This window comes from Streptomyces europaeiscabiei, assembly GCF_036346855.1.
In the GTDB taxonomy this organism is placed as follows: domain Bacteria; phylum Actinomycetota; class Actinomycetes; order Streptomycetales; family Streptomycetaceae; genus Streptomyces; species Streptomyces europaeiscabiei.
In genome coordinates, this window is the sequence record NZ_CP107841.1 from 4,357,051 (window position 1) to 4,374,897 (window position 17,847).

Annotated in this window: 13 protein-coding genes; 3 read left to right on the forward strand and 10 right to left on the reverse strand. The window is 71.0% G+C overall.

Annotation, left to right across the window (positions count from 1 at the left end; all coding sequences use genetic code 11):
• The first annotated feature begins 141 nt into the window (after window positions 1–141).
• Window positions 142–1,764: a S8 family peptidase gene (locus tag OG858_RS18760; protein WP_319069098.1), complete on the forward strand. Its 1,623-nt coding sequence runs from the start codon at window positions 142–144 to the stop codon at window positions 1,762–1,764.
• Window positions 1,765–1,860: 96 nt separating this feature from the next.
• Here the strand turns inward: OG858_RS18760 and OG858_RS18765 are convergent, their stop codons facing one another.
• The 9 genes from OG858_RS18765 to rsmI form a co-directional block, all read right to left on the reverse strand.
• Window positions 1,861–3,864, reverse strand: a complete 2,004-nt coding sequence (locus OG858_RS18765; RefSeq protein ID WP_319069100.1) for a sensor histidine kinase — start codon at window positions 3,862–3,864, stop codon at window positions 1,861–1,863.
• Between the two features lie 112 nt (window positions 3,865–3,976).
• Window positions 3,977–4,756: an MHYT domain-containing protein gene (locus OG858_RS18770; RefSeq protein WP_086753897.1), complete on the reverse strand. Its 780-nt coding sequence runs from the start codon at window positions 4,754–4,756 to the stop codon at window positions 3,977–3,979.
• 231 nt (window positions 4,757–4,987) lie between these two features.
• Window positions 4,988–6,400 carry an acyltransferase family protein gene (locus OG858_RS18775; RefSeq protein WP_328544699.1) on the reverse strand — a complete coding sequence of 471 codons (1,413 nt, stop codon included), beginning with the start codon at window positions 6,398–6,400 and terminating at the stop codon, window positions 4,988–4,990.
• Between the two features lie 67 nt (window positions 6,401–6,467).
• Window positions 6,468–7,382: a 4-(cytidine 5'-diphospho)-2-C-methyl-D-erythritol kinase gene (locus OG858_RS18780; RefSeq protein WP_327724201.1), complete on the reverse strand. Its 915-nt coding sequence runs from the start codon at window positions 7,380–7,382 to the stop codon at window positions 6,468–6,470.
• Complete coding sequence (gene rsmA / locus OG858_RS18785) at window positions 7,379–8,383, reverse strand: 16S rRNA (adenine(1518)-N(6)/adenine(1519)-N(6))-dimethyltransferase RsmA (protein WP_327724202.1); 1,005 nt, start codon at window positions 8,381–8,383, stop codon at window positions 7,379–7,381. Before rsmA ends, OG858_RS18780 begins: the two co-directional genes overlap by 4 nt.
• 278 nt (window positions 8,384–8,661) lie before the next feature.
• Window positions 8,662–10,158, reverse strand: a complete 1,497-nt coding sequence (locus OG858_RS18790) for a ubiquitin-like domain-containing protein (RefSeq protein ID WP_328544698.1) — start codon at window positions 10,156–10,158, stop codon at window positions 8,662–8,664.
• A 155-nt stretch (window positions 10,159–10,313) separates the two neighbouring features.
• Window positions 10,314–11,216, reverse strand: coding sequence for a TatD family hydrolase (locus OG858_RS18795; protein WP_086754222.1), 903 nt, complete (start codon window positions 11,214–11,216; stop codon window positions 10,314–10,316).
• A 58-nt stretch (window positions 11,217–11,274) separates the two neighbouring features.
• The gene (locus OG858_RS18800) at window positions 11,275–11,682 is read right to left on the reverse strand and encodes a hypothetical protein (RefSeq protein WP_319069109.1); all 408 of its coding nucleotides are present in this window, start codon (window positions 11,680–11,682) and stop codon (window positions 11,275–11,277) included.
• A 554-nt stretch (window positions 11,683–12,236) separates the two neighbouring features.
• Entirely contained in the window at window positions 12,237–13,085 is an 849-nt protein-coding gene (gene rsmI / locus OG858_RS18805) for a 16S rRNA (cytidine(1402)-2'-O)-methyltransferase (protein ID WP_319069110.1), read from the reverse strand.
• Window positions 13,086–13,303: 218 nt separating this feature from the next.
• Here rsmI and OG858_RS18810 point away from each other — a divergent pair, with 218 nt between their 5' ends.
• Entirely contained in the window at window positions 13,304–15,043 is a 1,740-nt protein-coding gene (locus OG858_RS18810) for a dolichyl-phosphate-mannose--protein mannosyltransferase (protein WP_319069111.1), read from the forward strand.
• 192 nt (window positions 15,044–15,235) lie between these two features.
• Here OG858_RS18810 and OG858_RS18815 read toward each other — a convergent pair whose 3' ends face one another.
• Window positions 15,236–15,811: a peptidoglycan-binding domain-containing protein gene (locus tag OG858_RS18815; RefSeq protein ID WP_086754146.1), complete on the reverse strand. Its 576-nt coding sequence runs from the start codon at window positions 15,809–15,811 to the stop codon at window positions 15,236–15,238.
• 205 nt (window positions 15,812–16,016) lie between these two features.
• On the opposite strand from OG858_RS18815, the gene OG858_RS18820 reads away from it, so the two are divergent.
• Window positions 16,017–17,651: a penicillin-binding transpeptidase domain-containing protein gene (locus OG858_RS18820; RefSeq protein ID WP_327724205.1), complete on the forward strand. Its 1,635-nt coding sequence runs from the start codon at window positions 16,017–16,019 to the stop codon at window positions 17,649–17,651.
• Window positions 17,652–17,847: the final 196 nt, after the last annotated feature.

Sequence of the window (17,847 nt, forward strand, 5' to 3'; positions counted from 1 at the left end):
CACCCGCACACACCCCCTACCCGGACGTAGGGATTCCCCTTATTGACGTGCCCTCGTCAAATCCATCACTGTATGTCACCAGGACGCCACCCCCCACGACGGCCAGTCCGCGCAAGTCTTCACGAGAGGGGAACAGCCCCCATGTTCGTGCAGCACTCCCCCGCCCCCCACACCCCCGGACGCCGCAGACGCGGTGCCCTCGTCGCCATGATGTCCGCCGCGGCCCTGTTCACCGTCGGTGCCGCGACCGCCGCACCCGCCGTCGCAGCGCCCGCGGAGGGCCAGATCGTCGGTGCGAACGCCGAGAACGCCATCAAGGGCAGCTACATCGTCACCCTCAAGGAGAGCCTCCCCTTCAAGGCGGCCTCCAGCAAGGGCAAGGCGGTCGCGACCCGGTACGGCGCCGTGGTGGAACAGACGTACAAGAAGGCGCTGAACGGCTACGCCACCGAGATGACCGAGGCGGAGGCGAAGCAGCTCGCCGCCGACCCGGCCGTCGCCGGCGTCGCCACCAACAAGACCGTCCACATGAGCGACACCCAGACCGGCGCGACCTGGGGCCTGGACCGCATCGACCAGGCCGACCTGCCGCTGGACTCGTCGTACACCTACCCGTCCAGCGCGGGCAGCGGCGTCACCGCCTACATCATCGACACCGGCGTACGGATCACCCACACCGACTTCGGCGGACGGGCCTCGTACGGCTACGACGCCGTCGACGACGACTCCTCCGCCGACGACGGCAACGGGCACGGCACGCACGTCGCCGGCACCGTCGCGGGCACCACCTACGGCGTCGCCAAGGCCGCCGACATCGTCGCCGTCCGCGTCCTCGACGACGAGGGCTCCGGCACGACCGCCGGTGTCGTCGCCGGTATCGACTGGGTGACCGACAACGCCCAGTTCCCGGCCGTCGCCAACATGTCGCTGGGCGGCAGCGCGGACTCCACCCTCGACACGGCCGTCGCCAACTCCATCGCGGCAGGCATCACCTACGCCGTCGCGGCAGGCAACGACGGCGCCAACGCGTCGAGCTACTCGCCGGCCCGTGTCGCCTCCGCGATCACCGTGGGCGCCTCCACCAGCGCCGACGCCCGGGCCTCGTATTCCAACTACGGCTCCGCGCTGGACATCTTCGCGCCGGGGTCGAGCATCACCTCGACGTACAACACCTCCAACTCGGCCACCGCGTCCCTCTCCGGTACGTCGATGGCGTCCCCCCACGTCGCCGGCGCGGCGGCGGTGTACCTGGGCGAGAACCCCAGCGCCACACCCTCCGCGGTCACCACGGCCCTGACCTCGGCAGCCTCCGCCTCCACCCTCACCGGCGTCGGCACCGGCAGCCCCAACCTGCTGCTCCAGGTCACGCCCAGCGGCGACGGTGACGACGGCGGGGACGACGGTGGCGACACCGGAACGGCCTTCGAGTCGACCACCGACGTCTCCGTCCCGGACGCCGGCTCCGCCGTCTACTCGCCCATCACCGTCAGCGGCCTCACCGGTAGCGCGCCCAGCGACCTGTCCGTGTACGTCAACATCGTCCACACCTACCGCGGTGACCTGGTCATCGACCTCGTCGCCCCGGACGGCTCGACGTACCGTCTGAAGAGCAGCAGCTCCTCCGACTCCACGGACAACGTCGACGCCACGTACACGGTCGACGCGTCCAGCGAGACGACCGTCAACGGCAGTTGGCAGCTGAAAGTCCAGGACGTCTACAGCGCGGACACCGGCTACATCAACAGCTGGAAGCTGACCTTCTAGGCCGGTCCAGCAGCGTAGAGACACAGAAAGGCCTGGAAAACGCCGTGCGCCCCGGGGGCATCACCACCCGAGGCGCACGGCGGTCCTGCGAGGCCCTTACCGGCGCTGCTGCTGGATCAGTGCCGAGGCCGGGGCCAGTGAGCGGCCGTCGGCGGCCGGCTCCTGGTGGGCGGGCATGTCGTCGCGGATCAGGTTCTCGGGGATGAAGACGGCCGCGGCGACGCCTCCGGCGGCCGACTGGCGCAACTCGACGCGCAGCCCCTGGCGGCCGGCGAGGCGGTTGACCACGATGAGACCGATCTGCTTGGCGTCGAGGAGGTCGACCTTCTCCGACTGGATCTTGCGGTTGGCGTCGGCCATCGCCTCCTCGTTCATGCCGAAGCCGCTGTCCTCGACCTCGATGAGGATGCCGTCGCGCAGCCGGGCGGCGCGCAGCTGCACCTTGGTGGAGGGCGGGGAGAACGCGGCGGCGTTCTCGACGAGTTCGGCGAGCAGGTGGATGACGTCGGCGACGGAACCGCCGTGCAGCGACACCCTCGGGGCGGCCCAGATCTGGATCCGGGTCGCGTCCTCGATCTCGGCGACGGCGGCCCGCAGGATGTCCGACAGCGCGATCGGGTCGCGCCAGCCACGGCCGGGGGCGATCCCGGACAGGATGAGCAGCGACTCGGAGTGGCGCCGCATCCGGGTGGCGAGGTAGTCGATGCGGTAGAGGTCGTACAGCTCGACGTGGTCCTGCTGTTCCTGCTGCCGCTGCTCCATGACGCTGAGCAGGTCGAGCTGGCGGTGCAGCAGCACCTGACTGCGGCGGGCAAGGCTGACGTACACCCCGGAGATGCCGCTGAGGAGTTCGGCGCGCTCGGAGGCCGCCTTGAGCGCGGCCCGCTGGACGGCGGTCAACGCGGTGCCCACCTGGGCGAGTTCGTCGCCGACGAGGCGCCGCATCGGGGCCTCGGCGTCGATGTCGACACCCTGCCCGGCGTGCAGCTTCCGCATGGCCTGCGGCAGGCGCCGGCCCGCGACTTCGAGGGCGGAGTTGCGCAGGTCGAGGAGTTCGACGATGAGGCCTCGCCCGACGCTCACGGAGACGAGGAGCGACAGGAGCACGCCGACCAGGCCGAGGACGACGGCGACGCCGGACGCGCCGAGCGTGTCCCAGCCGAAGACGTCCGCCTTGGCTGCGGCACCCGTTCCCGCGTCCTCCTCCGCTTCGGCAAGGCCCTCCAGCACAGCCGTCGAGGAGGCGTCCCAGTCCTTCAGCACGGCCGCCGACACCGGCCCCGCCCCGGCGTCCGTGACCCCGTCCTCGACCTTGACGAGGGAGGCGTAACCGTCGCCGTCCAGCAGCACGTCGTAGGCGGGCCGGTGTTCGGCCTTGAGGTCGGCGACGGCCGGCTTCAGCAGTTCGCGCTGGGTGGCGACGGCGCCGACGAACCGCGCGTACTGCTCCTTGGTCAGTGTCCCGGACGCGGTGGCGGCGGCCAGCAGGGCCTGTTCGCGGGCCACCGCGTCACGGGCACGGGAGAGTTCGAGGACCACACGCGCCTCGGAGGTCGCGTCGGTGCCCTTCTCGCTGGTGAGCGCGCCGGTCACGGCGAAGGCGTGGTCGATGACCGCCGAGTAGGTGTTGTACGCCTTCGAGGCCGCGTCCTTCGCGCCGGGCCCGGTGGTGTCCGCGCGCAGGGCGGCGAGGTCGCTGAAGTCGGATTCGAGGGTGCCCAGGCGGGCGGGCAGACCGGTGTCGATGAGGGCCGCGTCCGAGCTGGAGGAGTTGAGACCCGCGCGAAGCGCCGTCACCGCCTTGTCGGTGGCCTGCTGGTCGGCCCTCAGGTCGTCGAGACCCGTCTCGGTGCGCTTGGCCGCGTACCGCATGGCGGCGGTCCGCTCGGACTGCAACGCGGTGACGAACTCGGCGACCGGCGCGAGCAGTTCACTGTTGACGTCCTTGGCGCGCTCGGTGTCGCCGATGGCGGCCACGGTCGTCACGGCGGCATAGCTCCACAACGCCATCAGCGACACGATGGGCAGCATCAGAAGAGCGACGATCTTCGCCCGCACGGACCTTGGGCGCAGCCGGGCGGTCATACGGAAGACTTTCATGGGGACCTCTTCGGGACAGGGGCTACCGCACCCCGAAGGGGCGCGGGGAACTGCGCGACCAGCCCCCACCGGCCCGCAGGTGACAACGGCGCTCCGAGCGGAGCGCCGACGCTCACGCGGTCGAAAGCTCGACCTCACGCAGCAGTTCATCGGCGAAAGACGACTCCGCCCGCTTCCCCGTCGGGGACAGCGCCACATACGCCGAGGTCAGAAAGAGGAACGACCCCAGCAACACGGCCAGCGGGAACAGGAACTCCGTGGCCGTGGCCCCCGCCAACTGCGCCGTACTGGGCGCGAGGTCGATGGTGACGGCGTACATCGCGGTGTAGTGCATGCTGCTGACCGCGAGCCCCATGACGAGCGCGGCGATCGCGGCGAGCACCCCGCCCCGCACGATCAGCGTGAGCGTCAACGCGGCGGTCGCGGCGACCACGGCGATCACCACGGAGGCGATGACGAGGGACGGGTTGTAGCCGATCTCGCCGTGGAGGTTGAGCGCGGCCATGCCGGTGTAGTGCATCGCTGCCACGCCGAACCCGGTGCCGAGGCCGCCGAAGGCCACCGCGCGGACCCGGGAGCGGCCGTAACCGGCGGTGAAGACACCGGCGCTGACGACGGCGATCGCCATGACCAGGCTGAGCACGGTCATCGGAACGTCGTAGCGGATGGGCGTCCCCTCCACCCCGAAGCCCATCATCGCGACGAAGTGCATGGTCCAGATGCCCGAGCCGATCGCGAACGAGGCCAGCGTCAGCCAGTTCCGCTTCGAGGCGCCCTCGGCCTCAAGTGCCCTGACGGTGCAGCGCAGTCCGAGCGCGGAGCCGACGCAGGCCATGACGTAGGAGAGGACGGGGGTGACCCATCCGGCGCTGAAGTGGTCCATGTGTCCCATGAGGAACCCCTCTCGCCCGCCGCGGGGACGACACCACGCGCACGGGAAGTACCGCCGGTAACGAGACACCGGGGATCGAGATCATGCCACCCGAACACGACGGGCAGACCCCACCAAAAGGGGCCAGAGGGGATTTCACCGAACATTAAATTCCTGTGGCGTGGATTACAAACTGAGGGGTACGTCAAACCAATGCCTGACCTGCACATTTCCTCCACCGGACCACCTCGGTCAGGCACTTGACCGTTCGCCACGACCAATGAGTTCCACCAGTCCCCACCCGGCGAGCGTCATCGCCACCGCCGTCGGCGCGGTCACCTGGACGGCGATCAGCAGGGCCGAGCGTCCTTCGAAGAGCCCGCCGAACCCGACCATGGAGAGCCCCAGCACACCGAAGAGACACAGGGTCGCCCCCAGGGCGGCGGCAGGGCCGGAATACGCACCCGACCTGCGCGAACCACTCACTCGGGACGGCCGAACGGCGGGCCCTGCGGCAGGGCGTTCGAAGCTCCGGAAGGCGGCGACCAGGACCGCGGTGAGGACGGTCGCGGCGGCGATGCGCAGGGGCAGTTGGGCCCACCAGGCACCCGACGCGGGCGCGGGCAGGTCGACACCGAGGGCGAGCAGCACGCCGTACACCCCGAGCATGGCCGAAAGATGCCACAGGAACGCCGTCATCGAGATGCCGTTGGCCGCCACGACCGCCCGCCACACCTTCGGCCGCCGCAGCCATCGCCCGACCGGCCCGCGCAGCCACTCCACCGCGCCGACCAGCCACAGCCCGTGGCACAGCAGCGCGAAGGTCGGCGGCGCCATGTTCGACACCTTCTCGCCCGGCATCCCGACCATCGACAGCGGATACGGCCCGTACGCCACCAGCAGCGCGGCCCCCGCGAGCCCGGCCCCGGCGAGCAGGTACGGCCGCGTCAACCGCCCGTCGGCGCGCAGGAATCCGAGCTGGTGGATCGCGAGCCACACGAAGGCGAAGTTGAGGAACTCGACGAACGGCACGTCGAACGCGAAGCGCAGTACGTCGACAGCCCCGGCGGCCGCGACCAGCGCCCCGAACGCGCCCCACCCGAACCGCTCGTGCAGCTTGAGCAGCGGCGGGGTGAAGGCGACCATCGCGAGATAGATCCCGATGAACCACAGCGGCTGCGCGACCAGCCGCAGTGCCACGTCGAGCAGTCCGCCGTCCAGGCCCGCGAGTTGGAGGAGGACGGCGGCGGCGCCCCACACCCCTATGAACACCATGGTGGGCCGCAGCAGCCGCTGGAGGCGGGCCCGGAGGAAGGCCGGGTAGACGGAAGCCCCCTCGCCGGTACTCCTTCGGCTGAGCGAGCGGTAGGAGAGGGCGTGCGAGAAACCGCCGACGAAGAAGAACACCGGCATGATCTGCAGGGCCCAGGTGAGGATCTGCAGCCGGGGCTCGACGGCGAGGAGGTTGCCCACCTCGACCTGGCCGTTCCCCCCGCCGCCGTTGCCTCCGCCGCCGTTGCCTCCGCCGCCGGTCGTGACCGCCGCCATCAGCCAGTGGCCGAGGACGACCGTGCCGAGGGAGGCGACGCGGAGCAGGTCGACGTACCGGTCACGGGTGGACGGGGTGGTGGCGGCGAGCTCGCTCGCACTCACGCTTGCGCTCATGGGAGTACGGTCGCGCCGGCGCCCGGGTGGGCGTCAGCGCTCACGTACTCAACTCACGTCTGAGTACCTAGGCTTGGGCTTGTCGGACGACGGTCGCCCCCGGCGCGGGTGAGACGGCCTCCCTCGCCGCCCCGCACGTGCCGGAGGCGAGCAGCCCCTCGGCGATGGTGCGGGCCGCGTCGGCGTCCCGGGCGAGGAAGGCCGTGGTCGGGCCGGAGCCGGAGACGAGCGCGGCGAGCGCGCCGGCCGCGAGGCCCTCGGCGAGGGTGCCGGCCAGCTTCGGGAAGAGCGAGAGGGCGGCGGGCTGGAGGCCGTTGGAGCCCGGCAGGAAGGCCGCGAGCGCGTCCACGTCCCCCTTGGCGAGCGCGTCCAGCAGCACCTGGGAGGCCACGGGCTCGGGGACGGTGTCGTGGGCGTGGAGCCGGTCGAACTCACGGTAGACGGCGGGGGTGGAGAGGCCGCCGTCGGCGACGGCGAACACCCAGTGGAACGAGCCGCCCACGTCGAGGGGCTGGAGCTGTTCGCCCCGCCCCGTCCCCAGAGCCGCCCCACCCACCAGACCGAACGGCACGTCACTGCCCAACTCCGCGCAGATGTCAAGGAGTTCCTCGCGCGAGGCGTTCGTACCCCACAGCGTGTCGCAGGCCAGGAGGGCGCCTGCCGCGTCCGCGCTGCCACCGGCCATACCGCCCGCGACGGGGATGTCCTTGGCGATGTGCAGGTGCACGGCGGCCTCGATGCCGTGGCGTTCCGCCAGCGCGAGCGCGGCCCGCGCGGCGAGGTTCGTACGGTCCAGGGGGACCTGGTCGGCGCCGGGGCCCTCGCAGGTGACGGTCAGTTCGTCGGCGGGGGTGGCGGTGACCTCGTCGTACAGCCCGACGGCGAGGAAGACGTTGGCCAGGTCGTGGAAGCCGTCGGGCCGGGCACCGCCGACCGCGAGCTGCACATTGACCTTGGCGGGGACGCGAACGGTGACGCTCACGACTGACGGGGCTCCTCGTTGTGGGTCTTGTGGCCGGTTTTGTTGTCGGTCTTGCTGTCGGTCTTGCTGTCGGTCTTGCTGTCGGTCCTGTGGTCGGTCTTGCTGTCGGTCCTGTGGTCGGTCTTGCTGTCCGTGGCGTCCTCGGTGACGCGGTTCTCGGCGATGGCGGCGAACTCCTCGACCGTCAGGGACTCCCCGCGGGCCTGCGGGGAGACTCCGGCGGCGACGAGGGCGGCCTCGGCGGCGGCCGCGGATCCGGCCCACCCGGCGAGGGCGGCCCGCAGCGTCTTCCGCCGCTGGGCGAAGGCCGCGTCGACGACCGCGAACACGTCCCGCCTGGCGGCGGTGGTCTTGACCGGCTCGGTCCGGCGGACGAGCGAGACGAGCCCGCTGTCGACGTTCGGCGCCGGCCAGAAGACGTTCCGCCCGATCGAGCCGGCCCGCTTGACCTGCGCGTACCAGTTCGCCTTCACCGACGGCACGCCGTACACCTTCGAGCCCGGCCCGGCGGCGAGCCGGTCGGCGACCTCCGCCTGGACCATCACGAGGGTGCGCTCGATGGTGGGGAAGGTTTCGAGCATGTGCAGCAGCACGGGGACGGCGACGTTGTAGGGAAGGTTCGCGACGAGGGCCGTGGGGGCCGGGCCGGGAAGCTCGGTCACCTGCATCGCGTCCGAGTGCACGAGGGCGAAACGGCCGGCGCGGATGGGCATGCGGGCGGCGATGGTGGCGGGCAGCGCGGCGGCGAGGACGTCGTCGATCTCCACGGCCGTGACCCTGTCCGCCACCTCCAGCAGGGCGAGGGTGAGGGAGCCGAGCCCCGGGCCGACCTCGACGACCGTGTCCTGCGGGCGGACGTCCGCGGTCCGCACGATCCGGCGGACCGTGTTCGCGTCGATCACGAAGTTCTGGCCGCGCTGTTTGGTGGGGCGCACGCCGAGCGCTGCCGCGAGTTCACGGACGTCGGTGGGGCCCAGTAGGGCGTCGGGGGGGCTGCTCACGGCACAAGGGTACGGGGCGGGGGCTGTGCCCCGGTTCGTGGGCGCCCTGGGGGTCGGGGGTGCGGGTGCGTCGGCGTGTGCGGGTGGTGTGTGGTCGCTGGCGCAGTTCCCCGCGCCCCTGAAAAGCAGGGGCTGCGCCCCGTGCTTCTCGGCCCGCAGGGCCACCGCTCCTCAGGCCCGCAGGGCCTGGTTTTTCAGGGGCGCGGGGAACTGCGCAACCAGCCCCCACCGGACCCGCACTCGCCGACGCACCCGGACCCCGCCCCCCGACGCGGCCCTCACCCCCGCAGCCGGGCCCCGCAATGGGGCCAGGGACTCGCCCCCCGCTGGACGTACAGCTTCTTCGCGCGGAGGGTCTGTTCGCCTGCGGAGGCGTCCTGGGGACGACCGCTGCCGCCGAGGCTCTGCCAGGTCCTCGTATCGAACTGATACAGCCCCCCGTACGTCCCGGAGGGATCGACCGCGTTCGGCCGCCCCCCGGACTCGCACGCGGCGAGCCCGGACCAGTTCAGCCCCTCCGCCCCGGCCACGGACGTCGGCATCGCCTTCGTCCCGACCTTCACAAGCTGGTCCTGCGGCTCACGCACGACCTCCGTGCGGAGCAGCCGCGGCCGCTGCCTGACCCCGTTGACCGTGCGGATCGCGTACGTGATCCGGCGGGTGCCCGGGTGACCGGCCCGCTCGACGACCTCCGTGCCCCGGAAGAGCGAGGGGTCCTCGGTGCGGAGCACCCGGAACGGGATGGGCACCTCGCGGACCTCCTGGGACCCGGTCACCCGCAGCACGGTCACCGTCTGCCCGTCCCGGGGGAAGCTCGACCACGCGACCGAGGTGGTGTCCTCCCCGCGCAGGGTGACCCCGGCCTGCTCCACGGCCTCCCCCACGGTCGCCGCGTTCGTCCGGATCGTCCGCGTCCGCCCGTCCGCCATGATCGTGACGGTGCGCTCGGTACGGACGTCCAGCTCCAGACCCTCACGCCCGATGCGCCGGGAGCGCGAGGTCGACACGTACGCGCCCTCCGCACGCACCCCGAGTTGCTGAAGCGCCCCGTCCACCGTGCGGGCGGTCGTCCAGACCTTGCGCGGCCGGCCGTCCAGGGTGAGGTCGACGGGCCGCCCGTAGTGCACGGCGACCTCGTCACCGCTGCTCAGCGCGGTACCGGGGGCGGGGGCGATGACATCGTGGGCGCCGAAGGCGACGCCTTCGTCGGCGAGCAGCTCGGAGACGTCGTCGGCGAAGGTGTGCAGCGTGCGCGGCCGCCCGTCGACGGTCAGCTCGATCGCCTTGTCCTTCGCCACGAAGGCGGAGGTCCCGCCCGCGAGGAACGCCACCACCAGCGCCTGCGGCACCAGCCGCCGCAGCGAACCGGGCCTTCCGGCGGACCGCCCGCGCCGCACGGCCCGCCGGGAGCCGCCCCGCCCGCCACCGACCGGCCCGGCGGGCTCGGGGTTCAGCTCTTCCGGCACCTCACGGGCGCGCCGGTCCTCACGGGCGGGCCGGTCCTCATAGGCGGGCCGGTCCTCATAGGCGGGCCGGTCCTCATAGGCGGGCCGGTACGTGTCCGCGTAGACCCCGTACGGCAACGTCGCGGCCTCGTACGGCGGCGTCGCGGCCTCGAACGGCGGCGTCGCGGCGGCGTACGGCTGCGTCCGGACGTCATACGGCGGCGTCCCGGTGTCGTACGGCTGTGTCCCGGTGTCGTACGAGGCAGGCTGCCAACTCGTACCGTCCGCAGGGCCATAGGTCTCGTACGACGACGACTGCACGTTGCTCACGACGACACGCTCCAGAGGGGATCCGGGTCCGGGTCGGGCGACGTGAACCTAGCGGACTCCGGTCACCCTCCAAAGCAACGTGGTCACGCAGTGTCGCGACACGGGCCGCTGATCATCTTTTTGGGTCCCTCGGACGGCCGACAGAACGTGACCGGTCAGTAATCGAACGCCCGCGCCGTGTTCGCCGCGAGCGCCGTCGCCAGCGCGTCCTCGCCGATCCCCCGCACCGCGGCCATCGCCCGAACCGTGACCGGAATGAGATACGGCGCGTTGGGCCGTCCGCGGTACGGCACGGGCGTCAGGAAGGGCGCGTCGGTCTCGACGAGGACGAGTTCGAGGGGCGCGACGGCGAGGGCGTCGCGCAGCGGCTGGGCGTTCCTGAAGGTCATGTTCCCGGCGAAGGACATGAAGTAGCCGTGCTCGGCGCACACGGCGGCCATGTCGGCATCGCCGGAGTAGCAGTGGAAGACGGTCCGCTCGGGCGGGCCCTCCTCCTTCAGGATCCGCAACACGTCGTCGTGGGCGTCGCGGTCGTGGATGACCAGCGCCTTGCCGTGCCGCTTGGCGATCTCGATGTGCGCGCGGAAGGACCGCTCCTGGGCGGCCTTGCCCTCCGGCCCGGTCCGGAAGTAGTCGAGCCCCGTCTCCCCGACCCCCTTGACCTGTGGCAACGCGGCCAGTCGGTCGATCTCGGCGAGCGCTTCGTCGAGCGCCGCGTCACCGCCGGGTGTCCGCGCGCCCTGCCGGGACCAGCCGTCCGGGTCGCCGTGCACGATCCGCGGCGCCTCGTTGGGGTGCAGCGCGACCGTCGCGTGCACGGCCTCGTACCGCTCGGCGGTCTCGGCGGCCCAGCGCGAGCCCTTGATGTCGCAGCCGACCTGCACGACCGTCGTCACCCCCACGGAGGCGGCCTTCGCGAGGCCCTCCTCGACCGTGCCGGACTGCATGTCCAGATGGGTGTGCGAATCCGCGACCGGCACCCGCAGGGGTTCGGGGAGCGGGGGCGCGGCGTTCTTGTCGTTCTTGCCGGACGCGTTGCCGGAGTCGTTCGAAGGCATGCCCCGATCCTACGAATCGCACGATCGGGGCATGTCCTCCAGGCTCGCTGGGGGGAGGTCAGCTCGCCTTGCGGTGGAACGGGTGCAGGAGGTCGGCCAGGTGCCAGTGGTGGTGCTCCTTGTGGTCCACCGCGTCCGAGGTCTCAGCGTCCGCCGCCACGGGGCGTGGCTTCGGCACGTGCCGCCGTCGCTCGGCGTCCCGGACCGACGACACCTGGCCCGCCCGCATGATCCGTACGACATGACCGTCGCAGTTCTGGCACGCGGGCCTCGACAGCGGGGACGGCACGACCTGGCCGTCGGCCACGTACATCACGAAGTCGCGTCCCTGGGCGTCGTTGTGGTGCTCTATCTCGTACGACTGCTCCCAGCCGTGCCCGCAGTGCATGCAGGCGAACGAGTACGACTCGTGCACGACGGCGGTGGCGGTGTCCCGCAGGACGGTCCGCTCTGCGATCTCGGTCATTGCCAGCTCCTCTGGTCCGCTGGACGGTGAGGACGAGTACGTCCTCAGCACCCAGTTGACTCCTCGGCGGACCTGGAGTGCACCCCACCTGCCGACTGTTGAAGCCGTTTTGGCCCTCCCTTGTGGGAAGGCCGTCTGTGCGAGGGCTGTGCTTTGCTCAGCTTTGCCAGGGCATGGGGCGTGGGGGCTCGTTCGCGGCGCACAGGGGCGTGCGTTGTGCGTCGCGGAGTGCGGGTCCGGTGGGGCTTCCCGCGCAGTTACCCGCGCCCCTGAAAGCAGGTGCCGCGCCCCACGCTTTGCGGCCCGAGGACCGTCGCCCAACAGCGCCGAGGACCGTTGTTCTTCAGGGCCCGCAGGGCCATCGTCCTTCAAGCCCGCGGGGCCTGGTCCTGCCGACCCGCGGGACCGTCGTCGTCCAGACCCTGGCCGGAAACCGTCGTCGTCCAGACCCGCGGGGCCTGGTCTTCCAGCGGCGCAGGGCATGGTCCTCCAGGGGCGCGGGGAACTGCGCGGGAAGCCCCACCGGACCCGCACCCGAAAACGCATCCCACCCCCTACGGCGCAGCCCTCTTCGCGGCCACCACCGCGTCGAAGACCTCCCTCTTCGGCAACCCGGCCTCGACCGCCACCGCGGCGATCGCCTCCTTGCGCCGCTCCCCCGCCTCCTCCCGCACCTGAACCCGCCGCACCAGCTCCGCCCCGTCCAGTTCCTCCGGCCCCTTCTCCGGCGCCCCCTCGACCACGACGGTGATCTCCCCGCGCACACCGGCCGCCGCCCACTCGGCCAGCTCCCCGACAGGGCCCCGCTTGACCTCCTCGTACGTCTTGGTCAGCTCACGGCACACGGCGGCCCGCCGCTGCGCGCCGAAGACCTCGGCCATCGCCGCGAGCGTCGCGTCCAGGCGGTGGGGCGCCTCGAAGTACACGAGTGTGCGCCGCTCCTCCGCGACCTCGCGCAGCCGCCCCAGCCGCTCTCCGGCCTTGCGCGGCAGGAACCCCTCGAAGCAGAACCGGTCCACGGGCAGCCCGGACAGCGCGAGCGCGGTGAGCACGGCCGAAGGCCCGGGGACGGCAGTGACGCGGATGTCCTTCTCCACGGCGGCGGCGACGAGCCGGTACCCGGGGTCGGAGACCGACGGCATCCCCGCGTCCGTGACCAACAACACCCGGGCGCCGCCCACCAGTGCCTCGACGAGCTCCGGTGTACGCGCGGCCTCGTTGCCCTCGAAGTAGGAGACGATCCGCCCGACAGGCTGCACACCCAGCGCCTGGGTGAGCCGCCGAAGCCGCCGGGTGTCCTCGGCGGCGACCACGTCCGCACCGGCCAACTCCTGGGCGAGCCGGGGCGGCGCATCCGCAACATCACCGATGGGGGTACCTGCCAACACAAGGATTCCTGTCACACCCCCATCCTCCCAGCCACCACCCCCTGGGGGCGAAGCCCCCGAAGGGACCGCGGGACTGTGCCGATGTGCGGCTCCACCGGGTGAGCGCGACCAGCCGCGCCCCGCCCGCGGACACCGCGGCGCAGGCATCCCCACGCCCGGAAGGCACCCCACGCCCCACGACCCACATTCCGTTCCCACGGGACTCCCACAGCGGTGTTCCCTACGATGGCGCGGTGACCAGTACCGCGTCCTCCACGGACACCCGGCAGGACCAGGCCACCGAAGAGCACCGGCCGTCGTGGCAGCACCGCCTGCGCCGATTCGGCTACGCGGCGCCCCGGAGAGGCGACGTCCGCACCCGGCTGGTGCCCCCGTACACCCGGCCGAGCCCGCGCGTCGTGGCCGTGCTCGGGCTGCGCGAGGAGGTCGCGACGCGCCTGGCCCGCTGGTCGGCGTGGGGCGGTCCGCTGCTGGTGACGCTGTTCGCGGGGCTGATGCGGTTCTACAACCTGGGCAGCCCCAAGGCGGTGATATTCGACGAGACGTACTACGCCAAGGACGCGTGGGCGATCGTCCATCGCGGGTACGAGGTCAACTGGGCCAAGAACGCCAACGAGCTGATCCTCCAGAACAACGGGGACGTGCCGATCCCGACGGAAGCGGCGTACGTGGTCCACCCGCCGGTCGGCAAGTACGTGATCGGTCTGGGCGAGCTGATGTTCGGGTTCGACCCGTTCGGCTGGCGCTTCATGACGGCCCTGCTCGGCACGCTCTCCGTGCTGATGCTCTGCCGGATCGGCCGCCGGATCTTCCGCTCGACGTTCCTCGGCTGCCTCGCGGGCACGCTGATGGCGGTGGACGGCCTGCACTTCGTGATGAGCCGCACCGCGCTGCTCGACCAGGTGCTGATGTTCTTCGTGCTGGCCGCGTTCTGCTGCCTGGTCATCGACCGCGACCGAGCACGCGGACGACTGGCCGACGCGCTCCCCCCGGACGGCGAAGGAGTAGTACGCCCCCACTCCCTCATCGCCGAGACGACCCGCCTGGGCTGGCGCCCCTACCGCTGGCTGGCCGGCCTCTGTCTCGGCCTGGCCCTCGGCACCAAGTGGAACGCCCTGTACTTCCTGGTGTTCTTCGGCGTCATGGCGGTGCTGTGGGACTACTCGGCCCGCAAGGTCGCCGGTGCCCGCCAGCCGCTGATCGCCGTGCTCCAGCGCGACCTGGGCCTCGCGTTCCTGTCCACGGTCCCGGTCATGATCGCCACGTATCTGGTCTCCTGGACCGGCTGGATCCTCTCCCCGGACGACGGCACCGGCGGCTACTACCGCAACTGGGCCGTGACCGAGGGCAAGGGCGGCTGGTTCAGCTGGCTGCCGGACTGGCTGCGCAGCCTGTGGCACTACGAGCACGCGGTCTACGAGTTCCACATCGGGCTGTCGTCCCCGCACACGTACCAGTCGAACCCGTGGAGCTGGATCGTCGTCGGCCGCCCGGTCTCGTACTTCTACGAGTCGCCGTCACCCGGCAAGGACGGCTGCGCCACCGATACCGCCGACAAGTGCGCCCGCGAGGTCCTCGCCATCGGCACTCCTCTCCTGTGGTGGGCCGCCGCGTTCGCGGTCCTCTACGTCCTGTGGCGCTGGTTCTTCCGCCGCGACTGGCGCGCCGGCGCGATCGCCTGCGGCATCGCCGCGGGCTACCTCCCCTGGTTCATGTACCAGGAGCGCACGATCTTCTTCTTCTACGCCGTCGTCTTCCTCCCCTTCCTCTGCCTCGCCGTCACCATGATGATCGGCGCCATCCTCGGTCCCCCCGGCGCACCGGAACGCCGCCGCGTCGCCGGCGCGGCGGGCGCCGGCGTCCTGGTCCTTCTGATCGCCTGGAACTTCATCTACTTCTGGCCCATCTACACCGGCCAGCCCATCCCGATCGACAGCTGGCGGTCGCGGATGTGGCTGGACACCTGGGTCTAGCCCGGCGGACGAACCACGAGTGCGTGAACCACGAGTGCGTGAACCACGAGTGCGTGAACCACGAGTGCGTGAACCACGAGTGCGTGAACCACGAGTGCGTGAACCACGAGTGCGTGAACCACGAGTGCGTGAACCACGAGTGCGTGAACCACGAGGGTGCGGCCGGCGGCCGCACCCTCGTGACACCGGTGATCAGCACACGCTGGCCGTCGAGTTGGCCCAGAAGACCAGGAACGACCATGTCTGGGCCCCGACGGTCCCGTCCACGGTGATGCCTGCGCAGCGCTGGAACCGCTTCGTCGCCGCATTGGTGACCGGCCCGAAGTCCCCGTCCAGGTCCAGGTTGGCGCCTGTCATGGCTTCGTTCAGGTAGCACTGGGCCTGCTGGACAGCGCTTCCTGACGACCCGACCCTCAGCGTCGGCCTCTGGATGGTGAAGTTGCAAACGTCTTGGGAGCCGTGGGCGACGAGCTTCTCAGGCAGCGCCGCACTTCTCACCGCCATGGCGCGAGGCGCCTCTGACTGAGCGTTCTGCGGTACCGCTACGGCCGCGCCTCCCGCAAGGACGAGAGAGGCGACCAGAGTCACACAGGTGGACAGGCGTCGCATTTTCATCACCTCCAACAGACACACCCCCTGTACCACCGTGCACTTCCGTCCCGGAGGCTGCATCCCGGCGACGCCGTCACCCGCGCCCGCGGGATTGTCCGCGGGACTGCTCGTGTCGGGGCCGGCATCGGTGGCTGGGCCACTGCAAACGGATCGCATCGGCGCCCCAGAGGAACGGTCCGTCGCCACCGTGGTCGCGAATGGCCGGATACCCGGGTGTGATGGCCTGAATCCGGTTTGCCGGGCTTCCTGGGCTAACAATCAGGGCACACACAGGAAGCATTTTTCCCACGCGTTACGTCGGCGTGTTTACAGTGAGCCTCGGCAAGCGGTTTCTGAACGCGTTCAAAGGGGGATTCGCGTCATGCGCAAGGGGGTCAAGGTCGCCATAGTCGGCGGGGTGTTCGCGGCGATGGTGGGGGGTGCCGGATACGGCGGGTACAACTTCGTGACGGCGCTCAACGGGGACGGTGGGAGCGCGGAGAAACGGACCGGGCCGCCGAGCGCGGACGAGGTCCGGGAGACGACGGAGAAGTTCTTCGCGGCCTGGGAGAAGGGCGACTCGGCCACCGCGTCGTCGTACACGAACGACGCCGTGGACGCGGGGAAGGTGTTCGGCAGCTTCGTCGGCACCGCCCGGATCGACGATGTGAGGATCGCGCCGGGCAAGCCCACCGGGACCGGCGGCCGGACCGTCCCGTTCTCCGTCGAGGCGAACGTGGCGTACGAGGGGAAGAGCAAGGAACTCTCGTACAAGAGCCGGCTGACCGTCGTGCGCGGGAAGACGACCGGACGGGCCCTGGTCGACTGGCGGCCTTCCGTCGTGCACCCCGAACTGAAGGCCGGCGACACGCTGTTCACCGGGGAGGCGGCGGCGCCGCCCATCGAGGCCGTGGACCGGGACGGCAAGGTGCTGACCAAGGAGAAGTACCCGTCCCTCGGGCCGATCCTCGACACCCTGCGCGAACGCTACGGCGCCGACGCGGGCGGTACACCCGGCATCGAGCTGGGCATCCGCCACACCACCACGGAAGCCGGCGACACCACCCTGCTGACCCTCGCCAAGGGTAAGGCGGGCAGGTTGGAGACCACGATCAGCGCGCGGACGCAGGCGGCGGCCGAGCAGGCGGTCAAGAAGTACGCCGAGTCGTCCGTGGTCGCCCTGCAGCCCAGCACCGGTCAGGTGCTGGCCGTCGCCAACCACCGCGGGGACGGCTTCAACGCGGCCTTCCAGGGGGAACTCCCGCCCGGCTCCACGATGAAGATCGTCACCGCCGCGATGCTCATCGACAACGGTGTGACCTCCATGAACGGCCCCGCACCCTGCCCCGACACGGCCACCTGGATGAGCCAGACCTTCAAGAACCTGCCGGGCATGAAGGCGAACGAGACGCCGAGCGCCACGCTCGCCAACAGCTTCGAGAGGTCCTGCAACACGGCCTTCATCAAGCTGATCGACGAGAAGCCGCTGACCGACGCGTCGTTGACCGAGGAGGCGCAGGAGCGGTTCGGGATCGGCCGGGACGACTGGAAGACGGGCATCGCCTCCATGGACGGCAAGGTGCCGCCCTCCGGCGGGCCGAACCGGGCCGCCAACGCGATCGGCCAGGGTGACGTCCTGATGAACCCGTTGAACATGGCGTCGGTGACGTCCACGGCGATCACGGGACAGTTCCGGCAGCCGTATCTGGTGTCGCCGAAGCTGGACGACCGGAAGCTGGCCACGGCGAAGGGGTTGTCGCCCGGTACCTCGTCGCAGTTGAAGCAGATGATGAGGCTGACCGCGACTCAGGGGACGGCCGAGACCGTCATGTCCGATCTCGGCGGCGACATCGGGGCCAAGACCGGCTCCGCGGAGATCGACGGGCAGGCCGTGGCGGACAGTTGGTTCACCGGGTTCCGCGGGGACGTGGCCGCGGCGGCGATGTCGGAGGGCGGTGGCCGCGGCGGTGAGGCGGCCGGTCCGATCGTGGTGGATGTGCTCAAAGCCGGGGGGTGAGTTCCCGCGGGTGGGCGGGGCTGCTCGCGCAGTTCCCGCGCCCCTGCTCGCCTCTGTTCCCGCGCCTTGAAAGACAAAGACCGGACCTGCGGACCGAAAAGCGAAAAGCAGGGGCTGAGCCCCTGCTTTTCGCTTTTCGCGTGGGCGGGGAACTGCGCGAGCAGCCCCCGCCCACCCACGGACGAACTCCCGGCCA

Excerpts from the sequence above, each read along its gene's own strand:
- OG858_RS18815 (WP_086754146.1), bottom strand. The coding sequence starts at position 15,811 with ATGCGATCCGTTTGCAGTGGCCCAGCCACCGATGCCGGCCCCGACACG.
- OG858_RS18795 (WP_086754222.1), bottom strand. The coding sequence starts at position 11,216 with ATGCCTTCGAACGACTCCGGCAACGCGTCCGGCAAGAACGACAAGAAC.
- OG858_RS18800 (WP_319069109.1), bottom strand. The coding sequence starts at position 11,682 with ATGACCGAGATCGCAGAGCGGACCGTCCTGCGGGACACCGCCACCGCC.
- OG858_RS18820 (WP_327724205.1), top strand. The coding sequence starts at position 16,017 with ATGCGCAAGGGGGTCAAGGTCGCCATAGTCGGCGGGGTGTTCGCGGCG.
- OG858_RS18765 (WP_319069100.1), bottom strand. The coding sequence starts at position 3,864 with ATGAAAGTCTTCCGTATGACCGCCCGGCTGCGCCCAAGGTCCGTGCGG.
- OG858_RS18775 (WP_328544699.1), bottom strand. The coding sequence starts at position 6,400 with ATGAGCGCAAGCGTGAGTGCGAGCGAGCTCGCCGCCACCACCCCGTCC.
- OG858_RS18760 (WP_319069098.1), top strand. The coding sequence starts at position 142 with ATGTTCGTGCAGCACTCCCCCGCCCCCCACACCCCCGGACGCCGCAGA.
- OG858_RS18770 (WP_086753897.1), bottom strand. The coding sequence starts at position 4,756 with ATGGGACACATGGACCACTTCAGCGCCGGATGGGTCACCCCCGTCCTC.